This is a genomic window from Lysinibacillus fusiformis (assembly GCF_002845985.1).
GTDB classification, from domain to species: Bacteria; Bacillota; Bacilli; order Bacillales_A; family Planococcaceae; genus Lysinibacillus; species Lysinibacillus fusiformis_D.
In genome coordinates, this window is record NZ_PDFK01000011.1 from 13,330 (window position 1) to 30,604 (window position 17,275).

Genomic DNA, 17,275 nt, shown 5'->3' on the forward strand with positions numbered 1-17,275 from the left:
TTAGTTAAAAATCGGAGTGAAGAATTGGAAAAATTATCTTGAACATTCAATGAACATCTTCACTTCAAATATTTTGAATTTAGAGCAATTCTTTTTCCACTCTTATATAAAAACTCCCCACACTATGCATGTGGAGAGCTCGTTATTTATATGGAAGAACGGTAACTATTGAGTCGCTTCTTTTGTTTGCTTAAACGGCTTAGCTTTAACGCAGTTTCATTTAATTCCCGACGAATTTGTAAATCACTAGCACTATCCATATGAATAGGCGCTGTATGTTGATGTTGCTGCTGTTGATTTGGTGCATTTATTGAACTGTGCTTCTTCTCTTTATTTTTTTGCAAACTATTTTTAAATAGTTTTTGTGGATTTTGCCCAAAGTTATGGCTAATATCCCCAGCATGCAAATACTGATTTTCTTGCCGAAAAACACTGCTTGTCGTTGCACTCACTCTAGAAGTCCTCATAAAAAGTTACCCTCCCCTACATTTTATTATCCTTATAGGTAATTATATCGACATTATATGCTGATCATTAACAACATAGAACCAAATGGCATAAAAAAAGAGAGAAAAGAGCTATTTTCAAAAGCGAAGTTCACTTTTTCATAACTCTTTTCACTCATCTTACTTCCAAAAATCATCAAATATTGTAATTGGCATATGACGTTTATGTTGAGAACGCAAATAATATCCTTCTAAGATTCGGCGTGGTTCTTCAGGAATTTCTTTTCCCTCTAAATAATCATCGATTTGATCATATGATACACCAAGTGCCACTTCGTCTGGCAATGATGGACGATTCTCCTCTAAATCCGCTGTTGGCACCTTTTTATAAAGATGCTCAGGACATTTAAGTTCTGCTAACAGTTGCTTACCTTGTCGTTTATTTAGACGAAAAATCGGCATTAAGTCCGCTCCACCATCACCAAATTTTGTATAAAACCCCGTAATAGCCTCCGCAGCATGATCCGTTCCTAACACAACTGCCCCATTCATCGCGGCAATTGAATATTGCACCTTCATACGCTCACGAGCTTTTTCATTCCCTTTCACAAAATCATTCAGCTCAACGCCTGCATTTGCTAAAGCCAACACACTAGCATCTACAGCATTTTTTATATTCACAGTGTAAATTTTCGTTGGTTTTATATAATCAATGGCATCCTGACAATCTTGTTCATCAGCCTGCATGCCATATGGTAAACGTACAGCCAAAAAAGAATACTTCATTTCCCCAGCCTCTGCATTTAGTTCATCAATTGCCAACTGTGCTAGTTTTCCTGTTAACGTCGAATCTTGACCACCAGAAATACCAAGAACGAATCCTTTTACAAAGCTATAGTGTTGTGCATATTCCTTTAAAAAATCAATGGATTTACGTATTTCTTCCTGTACATTAATAGTAGGCAATACACGTAATTCTTCAATAATTTGTTGTTGTAAAGTCATTGTACCCGTCACTCCTCTTATTTACATTCGCTTAACCATATTGTGCACTTCTTCAATATTACGCATTTTATTATCCCAGCATTTTTGGCTGAGATCGACTGGATACTCTTCAGGATTCATCGCACGCTTATATTCATCCCACAGCAATTCTAAATTTTCCGCAGCATAATCACGCATTTCCACCAAAGTAGGATTTTGATAATTGATTACTCCATTTTTAATGACATGCTGATGTAAATTTTTTGCTTCAAAATTTGTGACAAACTTTGATACAAATGTATGGATTGGATGGAACATTTTTATGCGTTCCTCAGCTTGAGGGTTTTCTTCTTGCATCGTAATATAATCGCCCTCTGCCTTCCCATTTTTTTTATCGATAATACGATAGACATTTTTTAATCCTGGCGTTGATACCTTTTCCGCATTAGCCGAAATTTTGATTGTATCTTCAAGTTGCCCTTCGCTATTTTCGATAGCCACCATTTTATAAACTGCACCTAATGCAGGCTGATCGTAAGCTGTAATAAGCTTTGTACCAATTCCCCAAACATCTACTTTTGCACCTTGAGATTTTAAATTTAAGATTGTGTATTCATCTAAATCATTCGAGACAATGATTTTGGCATCCTGGAAGCCTGCAGCATCCAACATACGACGAGCTTCTTTTGATAAAAACGCGATATCACCGCTATCTAAACGTATGCCAATAAAGTTAATTTTGTCTCCTAGCTCTTTAGCTACTTTAATAGCAGTTGGCACACCTGATTTCAATGTATTGTAAGTATCTACTAAAAAAACACAATCACGATGACGTTTAGCATAAGCATGGAATGCATCATAATCATTTTTATAAGCTTGTACTAACGCATGTGCGTGTGTACCAGAGACAGGAATATTAAAAAGTTTACCTGCACGAACATTACTAGTAGAAGCAAAGCCCCCTATAAACGCAGCACGAGTTCCCCAAATAGCTGCATCCATTTCCTGTGCACGCCTTGTCCCAAATTCCATCGCCACTTCATTTTTAGTAATTTGTTTAATACGGCTTGCCTTTGTGGCAATTAATGTTTGGTAATTAACAATATTAAGCAATGCCGTTTCAATAAGCTGCGCTTCTACTAATGGAGCTTCAATTCGAACAATCGGTTCATTGGCAAAAACAAGCTCCCCTTCTACCATAGAATACATATCCCCTGTGAATCGAATATTTTTCAAGTACTCGATAAAGTCCTCCTTGTAGCCCACTTCCTCACGTAAATAGGTAATATCGGATTCGCTAAAATGAAAATCACGTAGATAATCAAGCATTCGCTCTAACCCAGCAAATATGGCATAGCCATTACCAAAAGGTAATTTCCTAAAATATAATTCAAAAACTGCTTTTTTATTATGTATGCCATCCGCCCAGTAGGATTCTGCCATATTAATTTGATATAAGTCTGTGTGTAGCGCTAAGCTATCATCTGCATAGTTTGATCTCAAAAGAAACCCCTTCTTCCGCTTTGATAATTAGTCCTAGTATACACTATATACCCAAATTCTTGCGTTTTACATATCTTCTATTTGATGTTAGGTTTTCTAACATAAATAGTCAGAAAATTTAGAACTGTTCACATTTTAGACACATTTTTTAGTACCGCTTTCATTCCTTTTATAAAAACATTTTCTGCAAACTATTTCGAGAATAGAAATATAAGATGTAAGGTAATGTAACATGCATTCTAAAAAAACAATTGCATTGATTTTTATTCCGCTTTAACATGTAAATTAAATTTACGCAAGGAGCTGGTACACATGAAAAAAATTGAAGCAATCATTCGTCCTGAAGTTTTTGGGGCCGTTCGGGACGGACTTGCAAAGGAAGGAATTGCAGGTTTAAGCGTCTCTGAAATTGCCGGCTGTGGTCGTCAGTTAGGTAGAACAGGACTCTTTCGCGGCAATACGTATGAAATTGAATTTTTACCTAAATTGAAATTGGAAATGATTGTGGACGATGGGAAAATCGATGCCATCGTAGAGATTTTATTGCGTGAAGCAGCAACTGGCAAGGTCGGGGACGGAAAGATTTTCATTTATCCAGTAGAACAAGCAATTCGTATCCGAACAAAAGAAGTCGGATCGATTGCAGTAGAGTAAAGGGGGAAGATGTAGATGGATGCAGTATTATTATCGGTTAATTTAATTTGGGTGATGCTTGGTACTATTTTAGTATTCTTTATGCACGCTGGTTTTGCTATGGTCGAGGCTGGATTTACCCGCTCGAAAAATGCCGTCAATATCATCATGAAGAATTTCCTAACGATTTCCCTTGGTGGCATTGTCTATTTTTTATGTGGTTACGCCATTATGTTCGGCGACACAGTAGGTGGTATTTTCGGCACTAGCGGCTTTGCTTTAAAAGGAGTAGATGATCTTTCCTTCTTTATCTTCCAAACAATGTTTGCTGCAACTGGAGCAACGATTTTGTCTGGCGCTGTCGCAGAACGTACTAATATTTTTGCTTATATCGGCGTCATTATACTTATGTCTTTAGTTGTTTATCCTGTTGTTGGTCACTGGGTTTGGAGTGGGCAAGGCTGGTTAACAGATCTAGGCTTTGTTGATTTTGCCGGCTCTACAGTTGTTCACTTAACGGGGGCTGTCGCAGCATTTGTCGCAGCTGTTATGGTTGGACCTCGACTTGGTAAATATGAAAATGGTCGAGTAAATGTAATTACAGGACACAGTATCCCATTAGGAGCTTTAGGCGTATTTTTACTTTGGTTTGGTTGGTTTGGCTTTAATGGAGCTTCAACGTTAGCTGCCGATCCTGAACTTGTTCCTAGTGTTATTTCCAATACATTCTTTGCAGCAGCTGCTGGTGTAGTTGCTACCGCTTTCTATACGAAATTCCGTTACGGTCATATTGATGGCTCCCTTACATTAAACGGTGCATTAGCCGGGCTTGTAGGGATTACGGCTGGTGCTGCGAATGTCAGTATCATGGGCTCCCTCATCATCGGCTTAATCGCCGCGCCATTACTTGTAGAAGGTGTACGTTTCCTTGAATGGAAGCTAAAAGTAGATGATCCTGTTGGAGCGATTGCGGTTCATGGTATTTGTGGTATTTGGGGAACATTGGCAGTTGGTTTATTTGACATTGGTGGTCAAGGCTTATTGTATGGCGGTGGTTTTGGTCTACTAGGGATTCAAGCAATCGGTGTCATCGCAACAGTTGCCTGGGTTAGCGTATCTGTGTCAGCAGGCTTATTGATTATCAAAGCATTTATCCCATTACGTGTAACAGCTGAAGAAGAGATTGCTGGTTTAGATGTAATGGAACATGGCGCTCCTGCTTACGAATTCCAAGACATTTTCAAAAGCTCTGCTGTACGAGGAGAAACCTTTGCTCATCGCTTAACACATTTCGGTAAATCACAAAGCAATGTCCAAGAAGAACAACATGTATAGCTAGTGGAAAATCTGCTCCTGTATCTCTAGATGATGGGGCAGATTTTTCTTTTTTAGTTCGGTAATTATTTCCAATTCTTTCGCTCAAAACGCTCTTCCCATTGCTCAAACCACCCTTCATCAACCTTCACTTAATTTAAACTTGCTCTAACTCAAGTAAAAACTGTTTCATAGCGAGGCCACTTCGGAAGCCTGTTAATTGACCATTTTTGCCAATGACTCGATGGCATGGAATAATCGCTAGTATTGGATTTGCACCAATTGCAGTCCCTACAGCTCTAACTGCTTTCGGATTACCAATGCGTTGTGCGATATTACCATAGGATGTTGTTGTACCATAAGGCAATTCTTTTAGGGCATCCCAAACGGCTAATTGAAAAGGTGTTCCCTTTACATGGACAGGTAGGTCAAACTCAGTAAGCTCCTTGTTAAAATAAGCAGTTAACTGAGCCTTATATGGCTGTAATTTTTCTGGATTTTCTTCAAAGCCATACCCTTTAAAAGGTTTTTTAGCCCACTCTTCTACTTCCTCAAATGATGCATTTGGTGTTCCTATATAGACAAGACCTTTATCTGAAGCCACTAGATACATATCCCCTTGTGTATACGTTAATGTATCGACATACAATATTTGCATTTCCAAATCCCCTACTTTCTACTATTTAAACTGCATCTTCCAGTCATTTCATGCTACAGTTATTTTACCGACTATAACAAAGGAGTTTCAATAAATGAATACGTTATATGAGCCTGCCATTCACTTTCAACAAGTTCATTTTTCAGTAAATGACAAAATGATATTAAAGTCAATTACTGGGTCATTTCCAAAAGGGCAAATTACGACTCTTGTTGGTCCTTCTGGTGCTGGTAAAACAACGCTACTTAAATTATGTAATGGTCTTCTGTCACCAACAAACGGGCATATACTCGTTGAAAATCAGCCTATTTCTACATATGAGCCCACCGCTTTAAGGAGACATGTTGGTATTGCTTTACAGGCAGCTCCGATGATAGCAGGTACAGTGCTAGATAATCTCGCCCTTCCCCGTACACTACAGGGGCAAAAACTCTCGCAGCAGGAGGCTGTCCAATATTTAGAGGATGTTGGATTAAACGAAAGCTTCTTACACCAATCAACAAGTGAATTGTCTGGTGGACAACGTCAAAAGGTATCCATTGCACGAACCCTGATCAATCAATCCTCTATTTTATTATTAGATGAAATTACATCTGCGCTGGATCGTCAATCCGTACAAGAAATTGAAAAATTGATTGCTACTATTAACAAAAAATACAATGTCACGATAATTTGGATTACACATAATTTGCAACAAGCATTGACAATTGGTCACTATACATGGGTTATGATGGATGGTGAGTTAATTGAAACTGGTAAAAGTGCTTTACTTGAAGCCCCAACGAATCCACGTGTTGCAGCGTTTGTTCAGGGGGTTAATCAATGACATTTACAGCCTTATCCTTAACCCTAATCTTTGTCTGTATTCCTCTCATATTATCTAAAACATTAAAGTTGGGTCTTGAAAAAGATACGCTCATTGCAACGTTACGTTCCATTGTTCAATTGCTTGCTGTCGGCTATATTTTAAAATTTGTTTTTGACGCCAATAGTTATGGTTATATACTTCTCATGGTAGCGCTAATGATTGTCGTCGCAACATTAAATGCACGAAAAAAAGGGGTGGATATTAAAGGAATTACTTGGAAAATAGCACTGACACTTGTCGTCATAGAAATTGTTACACAAGGTGTCTTGCTAGGATTTCATATTGTTCCAGCTACTGCCCAGTATATCATTCCGATTAGTGGGATGTTAATTGGCAATTCGATGGTGCTGTCCATTTTATTTTTAAATCGTTTTACAGCTGAAATTAGTAGCCATAAAGATCAAATGGAATTAATTTTATCGCTAGGTGGCACGCCAAAACAAGCCGTTCATCGCCAACTGATCAATGCCGTAAAAGCTAGTATGATTCCTACGATAGAAAGCCAAAAAACAATCGGTTTAGTACAGCTACCAGGTATGATGAGTGGGCAAATTATTGGTGGGGCTGACCCTATCCATGCTGTCCAATTTCAACTTTTAATCATCTTTGCGCTCTTAACAACAGCAACATTATCCAGCATCATGATTGGTTTTTTAAGTTATCCTGTGCTATTTAATGAACGTATGCAAATACTTGATATGAAATAATTGTTAAGCTGAAATGAATATAGTTTAAAACATTTATGTTATACTAAAAAGAAAATGCAGTTAGGAGAATGACCATGTTATTACGCGATTTTTTCATCCAGTTATCTGAAAACCAACTATTAAATAGTGCTGCAAAGAAATATGGCCTAAAATTAGGAGCACAGAGTGTAGTAGCTGGTACAAATATTGAAGAAACAATTGCAAGCATCAAAGAACTAAATGCACATAATATTTCTTGTACGGTAGACAACCTAGGTGAATTTGTTTCAAGTAAAGAAGAAGCAACGGCTGCAAAAGAAAAAATCCTTACTGTAATCGAAGCCATCCATGAGAACGGTGTTGCTGCACATATTTCATTAAAACCATCTCAATTAGGTTTAGACATTGATGTTGATTTTTGTTATGACAACCTGTATGAAATAGTAGAAAAAGCCGCTTCTTATGATATATTTGTTAACTTTGATATGGAAGACTACGGCCGTCTTCAAACATCCTTTGATATGGTAGAAGAGTTATCTAAAACATTTAATAATGTTGGTACAGTTATTCAATCCTACTTTTACCGTGCAAAAGACGATATCGAAAAATTCAAGGACTACCGTTTACGTATTGTAAAAGGTGCTTATAAAGAGCCTGTAGAAGTCGCCTATCAAGATAAATTAGATATTGATTTAAACTTTATTGAGTTGATTGAATATCACTTGCTACACGGCAAATTTACGTCAATTGCAACACATGATCATAATATCATCGCACACGTAAAACGCTTTGTTGCAGATCATAATATTCCACTTGATAAATTTGAATTCCAAATGCTATACGGTTTCCGCACTGATATGCAGAAAGAGCTTGCAAAAGAAGGCTATAACTTCTGTGTGTACGTTCCATTCGGTGAAGATTGGTACGGCTACTTTATGCGCCGTTTAGCTGAGCGTCCTCAAAACCTTAACCTTGTAACAAAACAAGTGTTTACGAAAAAAACGAATACTGTTCTTGCTGTAGCAGCAGGTGCATTCGTTCTTGGACGTATAACAAAACGCAAAAAGTAAAAAAACGAACCTTATCGCGCTCATGCGATAAGGTTCTCTTTATTTGTTCCATCCTTTTTCTTTAAAGCGTGCAATGGCCTCAATACGATTACCAACATTTAGTTTTTCTAAAATGGTTGAAATATAATTACGTACCGTTCCAGCAGATAAAAATAGCTCTGCCGCAATTTCCTTTGTCGTCTTGCCCTCTGCCACAAGTGTCAGCACCTGGCTTTCACGCTCTGTTAAAGGATTTTCACTATCATCCTCATAGACAAAATCAACAAGCTCTGGTGCATAAATACGTTTACCGTCCATTATTGTACGAATCCCACTTACTAATTCCTCAATAGGGCTATCCTTTAATAAATAGCCTCTTACGCTCGCTTTCCTAGCACGCTCGAAATAACCTGGTCTGGCAAATGTAGTTAAAATAATGACCTTACAATCTGAGCCAATACTATGCATTTCTTCTGCTGCGTCTAGTCCCGTTTTCACTGGCATTTCAATATCCATAATACAAATATCAGGCTGATGTTCTGCCACCAGCGTCAATGCTTCCTCACCATTTTTTGCTAAGCCGACGACCTCCATATCCTCTTCCATACTAAGTAAAGAGCGAAGAGCCCCTAATAGCATCCCCTGATCTTCAGCGATCACAATTCGTATCATGTCACAAGCCTCTTTTCTATTCTATATGTTCTTCAGATTTTCTTTGACATTTTGATGCGTAATAGCCACTGGTATAGTTACCGTTAATGTAGTACCCTCAACACTTTCAATCTTAAAGGACCCATTAATAAACTCTAAGCGTTCCCTCATTCCCTTCAATCCGTTCCCCGTTTTCCATGCTTGTTTTTTCGTAATACCTTGTCCGTTATCCCGAACGATTAAGTAAACTTCCTTAAAGTTTTGATGGAAAGCAATTTCACATTTTGTTGCTCCACTATGTTTGACAACATTATTAACCGCCTCTTTTAGGCACATGCATAAAACATTTTCGACAAGTGGCGGAACTTGCAATGCATTTTTATCTCCTTCAAAAACAAACTCCATTTCTGCTGCCTTTAGTATTTGAGAAATACGCATTAGCTCATCCTCAAATTTTGCCGTCCGCATGTCTGACACCAATTCACGAACCTCTTTTAAGGCAATGCTTGCCGTCTGGCGTATATCCTTAATCTCAATCAAAGCCTGCTGTGGATCACGTTCAATCAACCTAGAAGCTAGATCACTTTTTAAGCCAATCATGGACAATTTTTGCCCCAAAGTATCATGCAAATCACGAGCAATTCGTTGTCGTTCCTCAAAAACAATTAACTCGGCAATACGTTCATTAGCTGTTTCTAACTGCCCCTCTAAGTTTTCACGTTTATTTTTGGAATAAATCGTTAATGGTAAAAGAACAACAGCTAGAATGGTTAGCACAACAAAAGGTAGCTGCGATAAAAATAAGTGAAGCTCCACAAAGAAGCCGACACCGGTAGATATAACTGTAAACCCAATATGTAGACCGTACATAATATAAAAGCCGACAGGTCTTCGTATGTTGCCAATAAAAAATGCTGTGAAAATAGATAGATACACATAGCCATATAAGATGGTCATGACAATATTGATGGCCATTTCAAAGCTGATCCACATATAAACTAAACCGCTTTTCGAATTCATGGAAAATCGATAGAAAATAAAATAAAGCATTAAAAACGTAATGCCAATCGAGATTTCGATATAAGATGATTTCCTAAAAATGAAGAAAAACGGTAGGAAACAAAAAATAATCCATAAATATACACTGAGCATTGGACTATTCGGAATAATACTATGCCATTTCCTCAACATAATCTCACGCTCTTTCCTACTTTTCCCTTATTATAACAAGAAAATTTAATTTATGCCTGCACATGCTTTAGACAAAACCCATCCTTTTACATAAAACAGCCATCTCGTTTGCAGAGATGGCTGTTTTCAACTAAGCGGCAATACTGCCTCTTGCTTTGCGTTTGATGATTTCATTTACTTCTTTAAACGATACAAATTTGCCTTGATCTTCATCATATAACTTGTAACGTAATGATTCTAAACTTGTACGTAACGTAATCGTTGTTGCCATGTGTAAAGGCGGCGTTTCATTATGTGCTTTTTCAAGATTATAGTTAGGTACTCGAGGAGCTAAGTGATGGACATGGTGGAAACCAATATTCCCTGTAACCCATTGTAAAATCTTTGGCAATTTATAATACGAGCTACCTTCCACTGCGGCTTTAACATAATCCCATTCTGATTCATGTTCAAAATAAGAATCTTCATATGTGTGCTGAATATAAAACAGCCAAATTCCTAAAGAACCAGCAATAAATAAGGTAACGCCTTGGACTAATAAAAATGCTTGCCAGCCCATGAAGAAAATTAAAGCAGCACAAACTCCGACCATAACGATATTCGTTAAAATTGTGTTCAAGCGTTCTTTCTTTCTTGCATCCTTACGATTAAAACGATTTAAGATAAGCACCATATATAATGGTCCTAACCCAAACATAACGAATGGGTTACGATAAAAGCGATACCATAATCGTTGTCCCTTTGAGGCTTGCATATATTCTTCCACTGTCATCATATCAATATCACCAATACCACGCTTGTCTAGGTTTGAGCTTGTTGCATGGTGAATTGTATGTTCACGTTTCCATTTTTCATATGGGAATGATGTTAGCACTCCAGTAAAAAATCCAACCCAGTCGTTTGCCTTTTTACTTTTGAAAAATGATCCGTGTGTGCAATCGTGAAAAATAATAAAAGTTCGTACGACAAACCCCGCTGAAATGGCACTTAAGCCAACTGTTAGCCAAGGTGAAACATCTACTAATAAGTAACCAGCAACCCACAATGCAATTAACGGTACAAGTGTATTTATCATTTGAAAAACACTTTTACCCGTATTAGATTTAGCAAATGGCGCTACATCTTGGCGTAGCTTTTTTGTTTTTTCTTTAATAGTTGCCATCCTTTACTCCCTCGTTTCTTTTTTTCTTATGACCTCATCATAAAACAAGAGTACAAGTCAGTAACAGACGCAAACATCATAAAAAGGATATGACATTTGTCATATCCTTTTTATGATGTTGGTCCATTCAAATGCAACTGATAGAACACAAGGTCTAGCCATTGTTCAAATTTATAGCCTGCATTTTTAATTGTACCTGCATATTCAAAACCTAATTTTTCATGTGCTTTAATGCTAGCATTGTTTTCTCCATCAATGCCAGCAACGAGTGTTTTGACACCACGCTCCTCTGCAATCGCTATAAGCTTATGCATGAGCTTCGTTGCAATCCCCTTTTGATAATGCTCATTATGCACGTAGACGGAATGCTCCATTGTATATTGATAACCAGGGTAAGGACGGAATTGACTATAAGTAGCAAAGCCAGCAACAATCCCATTTTCCACAAATACAAGCAGTGGATTGCCGAATGCTTGCTGCTCCTTATACCATCGCATTTTTTCATCTAAAGTTTGTATATCATATCGGTAGACAGCCTTACTTGTTAAAATAATATCATTATAGATGTCTAAAACCTCAGGTATATCTTTTTCTTCCATGAATTGACTATCTATATCCTCCTATTTTACGCCTTAAACATTGAAGTAGCGAGCATCGGGATGAGCAAAAACAATCGCTGAAACAGATGCTTCAGGCTCCATCATAAAACCTTCCGTAAGGTGAACGCCAATATCCTCAGGCTTTAATAAGCCGAATAGTTTTTCCTGATCCTCCAAGTTAGGGCACGCAGGATAACCGAAAGAAAAACGCTGCCCTTGATATTTAGCTGCAAAACGATCTCTCATTGTAAAATCAGTGGCATCTGGGAAGCCCCATTGGTCACGAATTTCTTGATGCATACGTTCAGCAAAGCCCTCTGCTAATTCTAGTGCAGTCGATTGCAGTGCATGGCTTTCAAGGAATTTGCCAGCCTCTTTTAACTGACGAGCTGTTGCCATAACCCCTTGCCCTGCTGTTACCACCATGAGTGCAATATAATCCATTTCTCCACTCTCTACCGTTTTTAAGAAATCGGCAAGACATAAAAATGGTTCCACTTGCTGGCGCGGGAAAGTAAAACGTTCAATTTCTGTTTTACTATCAGCAGGATCATAAACAACGACATCATCACCATCCGCTTGAGCAGGGAAAAATTGATATAAACCTGAAGGCTTTAATAAATCACTTTTTAAATAATCATCTACTAAATCCTTTAGCTCTGTTGCTCGTGAATCACCGGCATCTAGCAATTGCTGAACCTGCCCTTTCAAGCCTAAATGATGTCCCAGCAATGTACGCATATTGACGTATGGATATAAATGCGATACTGCATAGTCTTTCTTCACATGACGACGTAAATCAGCTGGTAAAAATACTGACGCTCCCTTTACTGTACGTACTGGCTTTATTGTTATCTCTTTAGCTGGACGTGCAGCTCTTTTTACATCTGCCTCTAGCCGTTTTTGACGAGATTCCTGGATTTCAGCTAAGAAATTCGCACGCGTTTCCTTACCCATTAATAGATTTGCTTGCTCTAATCCCTGCATAGCATCCTTTGAATAAATAACTGGACCATTGTATTCATCTGCAATTTTTGTTTCTGTAAAGCGTCGAGAAAGTGCAGCTCCACCAACTAAAATCGGTACATCAATGCCAGCCTCTTTGAAATCCTGAGCAGTAATGACCATCTGTTGCGCTGATTTTACCAGTAAGCCTGATAGCCCGATAAAATCTGGTTTTTCCTTGCGAATCGCTTCAATCAATTGTGCTGGTGTTACTTTAATGCCTAAATCGACAACCTTATAGCCATTATTACTTAAAATAATATCAACAAGGTTTTTCCCAATATCGTGCACATCTCCTTTAACGGTAGCCAAAACCATTTTCCCTTTTCCAGCACTCTCTTCATCCTTTTCCATGAATTGCTCTAAATGGGCAACAGCAGCCTTCATCACGCCTGCTGATTGTAAAACCTCCGCTACAATGAGTTGGTTATCATTAAACAATCGACCTACCTCAGCCATACCAGCCATTAAAGGACCATTAATAATATCAAGTGGCGCCTCAAAGATTTCGCGTGCAGCATCTAAATCCTCAATCAGCCCTTCTTTTGTACCTTCTAAAATATAATAAGCTAAACGACCTTCAACCGTTTTTGGTATATCCGCTTCGGTTTTTTCTTTCTTTTTATCACGATAAAAGTCTGTGAATACTGCTAATGTTTCATCATTCGTATTAAACAGTAAGTCATTTGCAAGTTTAATTTCTGCCTCTGGAATGGATGCATAACGTTCTAGTTTCTCTGTATTGACAATGGCATAATCTAAGCCGGCCTGTGTACAATGATAAAGATACACAGCATTCAGTACTTCACGGCCAACTGGTGGTAAGCCAAATGAAATATTACTTACACCCAGTACAGTTAATGTCTGTGGCATCTTTTCTTTAATTAGTCGAATTCCTTCAATTGTTTCTAGAGCCGATCCAATATACTGCTCATCACCAGTCCCTACAGGGAACATCAACGGGTCGAAAATGATATCCTCCGGTGCAAGTCCCCATTTTTCAGTTAATAATTTATAGGAACGTTCGGCAATTTCAAGCTTGCGATGACGATCAACGGCCATTCCTATTTCATCAATGGTTCCAACTACCAATGAGGCTCCATACTTCTTTACGAGTGGCATTACTGCATCAAATCGTTCTTCACCATCTTCTAGATTTATAGAGTTAATGATGGCTTTTCCTTGAGAAAATTTTAATGCTTCCTCAATGACCTTTTCATCTGTCGAGTCGATTACAAGAGGAACCTTAACCTTTTTCACAACCTCCTGCATAAAACCACGCATATCAGCTAATTCATCACGATCAGGGTTGGCTAAACAAATATCAATAACATGTGCACCATTTTTTACTTGCGCACGTGCAATTTCTGCAGCTTCTTCAAACTTCCCATCAATGATTAAATTCTTAAATTTACGAGAGCCTATAACATTCGTTCTTTCACCAATAAATAATGGACGCATAGAATCGTCATACAATAATGGTTCGATTCCTGATACCGCATGACCATGTGTTTTCTCTGGTATTTGGCGTGGTTTTTCATCTTTTAAAACCTCACGGATAGCTGTGATATGAGCTGGAGTCGTCCCACAACATCCACCTACAATATTAAGCCAGCCCTTTTCTGCAAAGCCTTTTAATTTTTGTGATAAAGATTCTGGTGATTCATGATAGCAACCTTCTTCATCCGGCAAGCCTGCATTCGGATAACAGCTAATATAGCCTGTGGAAAGCTCTGCTAATGAACGAATATGATCCGTCATAAACTCTGGTCCAGTCGCACAGTTTAAGCCAACGGATAGTGGTTTAATATGTTCAATAGAAATATAAAAAGCATCAATCGTTTGCCCTGCGAGTGTTGTACCCATCGGTTCAATTGTTCCTGAAATCATGACGGGTAGTTCTTTGCCAGTTGCCGCGAAAGCACGTGCTACACCTAGAGTACCTGCTTTTACGTTTAACATATCCTGACTAGTTTCTAGTAAAAGGACGTCTGCTCCTGCCTCAATTAACGCCTTCGCCTGTACATAAAAGTTTTCCTCTAGCTCATCAAATGTAATACCGCCAGTTACGGATAATGTTTTTGTTGTTGGACCCATTGCGCCAGCAACAAAGCGTGGCCAATCTGATGTTGAAAAGTTATCCACTGCTTGACGAGCAATTTCGACGGCACGTTTATTAATTTCTTCCGCTTTTGCGCCAAGATCATATTCATTTAACACAAGAGGTGTCCCGCCAAAAGTATTCGTACAAATAATATCTGCGCCTGCCTCTAAATATTTATGGTGAATTTCCTTAATTACATCAGGTCTAGTCAGCACAAGATTTTCATTACAGCCATCAAGCTCCTCCCCGCCAAAATCCTCAGCGGATAAGTTTTCGTTTTGTAGCATTGTTCCCATTGCGCCATCAAGAATTAAAATACGTTTCTCTAGTTGCTTTTCAATCAAGTGCTTAGCCATGTATACTTACCCCTTTTTTCTGTTCATCCAATTGCTCAATATATTTCATCAACTCTAATGTCACATCATAACGTAAAAATGGAGTGATAAGGTAAATGCCATTGAAATACTGTGCAGCCACCTCAACTAATTCCTTCGCAATGGCAATCCCCTCAAATGTTGCACGTTCTTTATCTTCACCACAGGCCTTCATTCTTGCTAAGGCATCTTCAGATAATTTTATGCCTGGCACCTCATGATGTAAGAATTCAGCACTTTTATAACTTGTAACGGGCATAATACCAATATAAATAGGTGCTTGCAAATGCTTGGTTGCCTCATAAATTTCCACAATTTTTTCCTTCGTATATACTGGCTGTGAAATAAAGTAGTCTGCTCCATACTCAATTTTCTTCTCTAAGCGTGCCACAGCACGATCTAATACACGGACATTTGGATTAAATGCAGCAGCTACTGAAAAATTTGCTTTTTTACGAAGTGGTTTACCTGAGAAGGAAATGCCTTGATTTAACTGTTTAATTAATTGGATCAGCTCCATTGATGAGACATCATAAACACTTGTGGCACCTGGGAAGTCCCCAACTTTTGTTGGATCACCAGTAACAGCTAACACATCATGAATTCCTAATGCATTTAACCCCATTAAATGTGATTGCAGACCGATTAAATTACGATCTCGGCATGTAATATGTGTTAGAGGACGTACACCATTAGTACTCTTCAACAATGCACCCATAGCAATATTGCTAATACGTGGAGAAGCCAGAGAATTGTCTGCCATCATGACGACATCTGCTCCTGCATCATACAATTGTTTTGCCCCTTCCAGAAAACCATCAATTTCCAGATGTCTAGGTGTATCTAGCTCTACAATGACAGAGCGTTCGCGCTTTACTTTTTCATGAAGAGGTTCATACTTCGTTGGCTCTGCTTCACGAACAATTTGAATCTTCTCGGGTTTGGCATACTTTTCATGAACTGGTGATAACTCTTCTAAATACTTCTTCGCTGCTGCTATATGCTTCGGTGTCGTACCACAACAGCCTCCAATTAAGCGTACCCCTTGATCACGTAATTCCACAGCCGCTCGACCAAAATATTCAGCTTCTGACTCATAAACGACACGACCATCTTCTAAGTCAAGGAGTGAAGCATTTGGATAAGCCGACATAAATGCCTTATCAGGAAGTTCTACACCTTCAAACGCCTGAATGGTATGGTGTGGACCTAAACGACAATTGACACCCACAATATCCGCACCAAGTTTTTCTAGCTCATGCAGGGCGTTATTTAAAGACATACCGTTTTGTAAAACACCAGGTTCGTGCATGGAAACTTGCGCAATAATCGGTAATTTTGTCTTTGTCCGTAGCATCTTTAAGGTAGCTGTTAATTCTTCAAAATCATAATAGGTTTCGAGTAAAAGGCCGTCTGGATTCCCAGCAAGTAAAACACTCGCTTGCTCCTCAATAGTTGCTAAGATTTCATCTAACGTTGCATCACTTTTACGAATACCACGAATACCACCAATTGTCCCTAAGACAAACTGACCTCCATCTGCCGCAGCTCGCTTTGCGATTGTAATCGCTGCTTCATTAAATTGTTGGACACGCGATTCTAATCCATAGCGAGCTAATTTAATGGCATTTGCACCATACGTATTCGTTTGGATGATATCAGCACCAGCTGCAATATATTCTCTATGAATCTTTTCAATTAACTCAGGTTTCTGTACATTCATTTCCTCATGACAATACTCCAAACCATAGCCATAAAGTACTGTGCCTATTGCGCCATCTGCCGTCAATACATGCGTTTTTAACCTTTCAAGCAATCTCATTAAACTAGCCTCTCTTCCTATATCTCTGTATAATAAAAAGCCTTCTTTTATAAAAAAAAGAAGGCTTTAATGACTCATCATTGTTTTTTCCTTCTCATCTTCGACTCAATGGTCTTCTGGATTTAGCACCTGACAAAAAAGTTGGTTGCTGAAGCTTCAATGGGCCAGTCCCTCTGCTTCTCTTGATAAGAATGTAGTATGAATTTTTTAAATAATTAAAAGAATC

15 protein-coding genes and 1 riboswitch are annotated in these 17,275 nt (G+C 38.4%); of the genes, 5 read left to right on the top strand and 10 right to left on the bottom strand.

Annotation, left to right across the window (positions count from 1 at the left end):
• Nucleotides 1-146: 146 nt before the first annotated feature.
• The 3 genes from CRI88_RS21130 to CRI88_RS21140 all read right to left on the bottom strand — a co-directional run bounded on the left by CRI88_RS21130 (nucleotide 147) and on the right by CRI88_RS21140 (nucleotide 2,933).
• A complete protein-coding gene (locus CRI88_RS21130; protein ID WP_058845195.1) occupies nucleotides 147-467 on the bottom strand; it encodes a hypothetical protein in 321 nt (106 codons plus the stop codon).
• A gap of 159 nt (nucleotides 468-626) precedes the next feature.
• A complete protein-coding gene (gene nadE / locus CRI88_RS21135) occupies nucleotides 627-1,451 on the bottom strand; it encodes an ammonia-dependent NAD(+) synthetase (protein WP_058845196.1) in 825 nt (274 codons plus the stop codon).
• A 21-nt stretch (nucleotides 1,452-1,472) separates the two neighbouring features.
• A complete protein-coding gene (locus tag CRI88_RS21140; RefSeq protein WP_082673778.1) occupies nucleotides 1,473-2,933 on the bottom strand; it encodes a nicotinate phosphoribosyltransferase in 1,461 nt (486 codons plus the stop codon).
• 312 nt (nucleotides 2,934-3,245) lie between these two features.
• On the opposite strand from CRI88_RS21140, the gene CRI88_RS21145 reads away from it, so the two are divergent.
• Together CRI88_RS21145 and CRI88_RS21150 are read left to right on the top strand one after the other, a co-directional pair.
• Entirely contained in the window at nucleotides 3,246-3,587 is a 342-nt protein-coding gene (locus CRI88_RS21145; protein ID WP_036124574.1) for a P-II family nitrogen regulator, read from the top strand.
• A gap of 15 nt (nucleotides 3,588-3,602) precedes the next feature.
• On the top strand, nucleotides 3,603-4,901 hold the full coding sequence (locus tag CRI88_RS21150; RefSeq protein WP_058845197.1) for an ammonium transporter: 1,299 nt from the start codon (nucleotides 3,603-3,605) through the stop codon (nucleotides 4,899-4,901).
• A gap of 136 nt (nucleotides 4,902-5,037) precedes the next feature.
• Here the strand turns inward: CRI88_RS21150 and CRI88_RS21155 are convergent, their stop codons facing one another.
• Nucleotides 5,038-5,538 (bottom strand): methylated-DNA--[protein]-cysteine S-methyltransferase, encoded by a 501-nt coding sequence (locus CRI88_RS21155; protein ID WP_058845198.1) that lies wholly within the window; start codon nucleotides 5,536-5,538, stop codon nucleotides 5,038-5,040.
• A gap of 94 nt (nucleotides 5,539-5,632) precedes the next feature.
• On the opposite strand from CRI88_RS21155, the gene CRI88_RS21160 reads away from it, so the two are divergent.
• From CRI88_RS21160 to CRI88_RS21170, 3 genes are all read left to right on the top strand, one after another.
• On the top strand, nucleotides 5,633-6,364 hold the full coding sequence (locus CRI88_RS21160; protein WP_058845199.1) for an ABC transporter ATP-binding protein: 732 nt from the start codon (nucleotides 5,633-5,635) through the stop codon (nucleotides 6,362-6,364).
• Nucleotides 6,361-7,113, top strand: a complete 753-nt coding sequence (locus CRI88_RS21165; protein ID WP_058845200.1) for an ABC transporter permease — start codon at nucleotides 6,361-6,363, stop codon at nucleotides 7,111-7,113. Before CRI88_RS21160 ends, CRI88_RS21165 begins: the two co-directional genes overlap by 4 nt.
• A gap of 74 nt (nucleotides 7,114-7,187) precedes the next feature.
• Nucleotides 7,188-8,162, top strand: coding sequence for a proline dehydrogenase family protein (locus CRI88_RS21170; RefSeq protein ID WP_036124585.1), 975 nt, complete (start codon nucleotides 7,188-7,190; stop codon nucleotides 8,160-8,162).
• A gap of 39 nt (nucleotides 8,163-8,201) precedes the next feature.
• Here CRI88_RS21170 and CRI88_RS21175 read toward each other — a convergent pair whose 3' ends face one another.
• From CRI88_RS21175 to CRI88_RS21200, 6 genes are all read right to left on the bottom strand, one after another.
• Nucleotides 8,202-8,813: a response regulator transcription factor gene (locus tag CRI88_RS21175; protein ID WP_036124587.1), complete on the bottom strand. Its 612-nt coding sequence runs from the start codon at nucleotides 8,811-8,813 to the stop codon at nucleotides 8,202-8,204.
• A gap of 21 nt (nucleotides 8,814-8,834) precedes the next feature.
• Entirely contained in the window at nucleotides 8,835-9,983 is a 1,149-nt protein-coding gene (locus CRI88_RS21180) for a sensor histidine kinase (RefSeq protein WP_419185187.1), read from the bottom strand.
• A 130-nt stretch (nucleotides 9,984-10,113) separates the two neighbouring features.
• Nucleotides 10,114-11,145: a Delta(5) desaturase DesA gene (locus CRI88_RS21185; RefSeq protein ID WP_058845202.1), complete on the bottom strand. Its 1,032-nt coding sequence runs from the start codon at nucleotides 11,143-11,145 to the stop codon at nucleotides 10,114-10,116.
• A 110-nt stretch (nucleotides 11,146-11,255) separates the two neighbouring features.
• Nucleotides 11,256-11,744: a GNAT family N-acetyltransferase gene (locus tag CRI88_RS21190; protein WP_058843595.1), complete on the bottom strand. Its 489-nt coding sequence runs from the start codon at nucleotides 11,742-11,744 to the stop codon at nucleotides 11,256-11,258.
• 33 nt (nucleotides 11,745-11,777) lie between these two features.
• A complete protein-coding gene (gene metH / locus CRI88_RS21195) occupies nucleotides 11,778-15,209 on the bottom strand; it encodes a methionine synthase (protein ID WP_058843594.1) in 3,432 nt (1,143 codons plus the stop codon).
• Nucleotides 15,202-17,049, bottom strand: a complete 1,848-nt coding sequence (locus CRI88_RS21200) for a bifunctional homocysteine S-methyltransferase/methylenetetrahydrofolate reductase (RefSeq protein WP_036124596.1) — start codon at nucleotides 17,047-17,049, stop codon at nucleotides 15,202-15,204. The genes metH and CRI88_RS21200 overlap by 8 nt, the downstream gene beginning before the upstream one ends.
• A gap of 91 nt (nucleotides 17,050-17,140) precedes the next feature.
• Nucleotides 17,141-17,241: riboswitch (SAM riboswitch) on the bottom strand.
• Nucleotides 17,242-17,275: the final 34 nt, after the last annotated feature.

Excerpts from the sequence above, each read along its gene's own strand:
- CRI88_RS21150 (WP_058845197.1), top strand. The coding sequence starts at position 3,603 with ATGGATGCAGTATTATTATCGGTTAATTTAATTTGGGTGATGCTTGGT.
- CRI88_RS21160 (WP_058845199.1), top strand. The coding sequence starts at position 5,633 with ATGAATACGTTATATGAGCCTGCCATTCACTTTCAACAAGTTCATTTT.
- nadE (WP_058845196.1), bottom strand. The coding sequence starts at position 1,451 with ATGACTTTACAACAACAAATTATTGAAGAATTACGTGTATTGCCTACT.
- CRI88_RS21170 (WP_036124585.1), top strand. The coding sequence starts at position 7,188 with ATGTTATTACGCGATTTTTTCATCCAGTTATCTGAAAACCAACTATTA.
- CRI88_RS21165 (WP_058845200.1), top strand. The coding sequence starts at position 6,361 with ATGACATTTACAGCCTTATCCTTAACCCTAATCTTTGTCTGTATTCCT.
- CRI88_RS21185 (WP_058845202.1), bottom strand. The coding sequence starts at position 11,145 with ATGGCAACTATTAAAGAAAAAACAAAAAAGCTACGCCAAGATGTAGCG.
- CRI88_RS21130 (WP_058845195.1), bottom strand. The coding sequence starts at position 467 with ATGAGGACTTCTAGAGTGAGTGCAACGACAAGCAGTGTTTTTCGGCAA.
- CRI88_RS21155 (WP_058845198.1), bottom strand. The coding sequence starts at position 5,538 with ATGCAAATATTGTATGTCGATACATTAACGTATACACAAGGGGATATG.
- CRI88_RS21200 (WP_036124596.1), bottom strand. The coding sequence starts at position 17,049 with ATGAGATTGCTTGAAAGGTTAAAAACGCATGTATTGACGGCAGATGGC.
- CRI88_RS21180 (WP_419185187.1), bottom strand. The coding sequence starts at position 9,983 with ATGTTGAGGAAATGGCATAGTATTATTCCGAATAGTCCAATGCTCAGT.
- CRI88_RS21175 (WP_036124587.1), bottom strand. The coding sequence starts at position 8,813 with ATGATACGAATTGTGATCGCTGAAGATCAGGGGATGCTATTAGGGGCT.
- CRI88_RS21190 (WP_058843595.1), bottom strand. The coding sequence starts at position 11,744 with ATGGAAGAAAAAGATATACCTGAGGTTTTAGACATCTATAATGATATT.
- CRI88_RS21145 (WP_036124574.1), top strand. The coding sequence starts at position 3,246 with ATGAAAAAAATTGAAGCAATCATTCGTCCTGAAGTTTTTGGGGCCGTT.
- metH (WP_058843594.1), bottom strand. The coding sequence starts at position 15,209 with ATGGCTAAGCACTTGATTGAAAAGCAACTAGAGAAACGTATTTTAATT.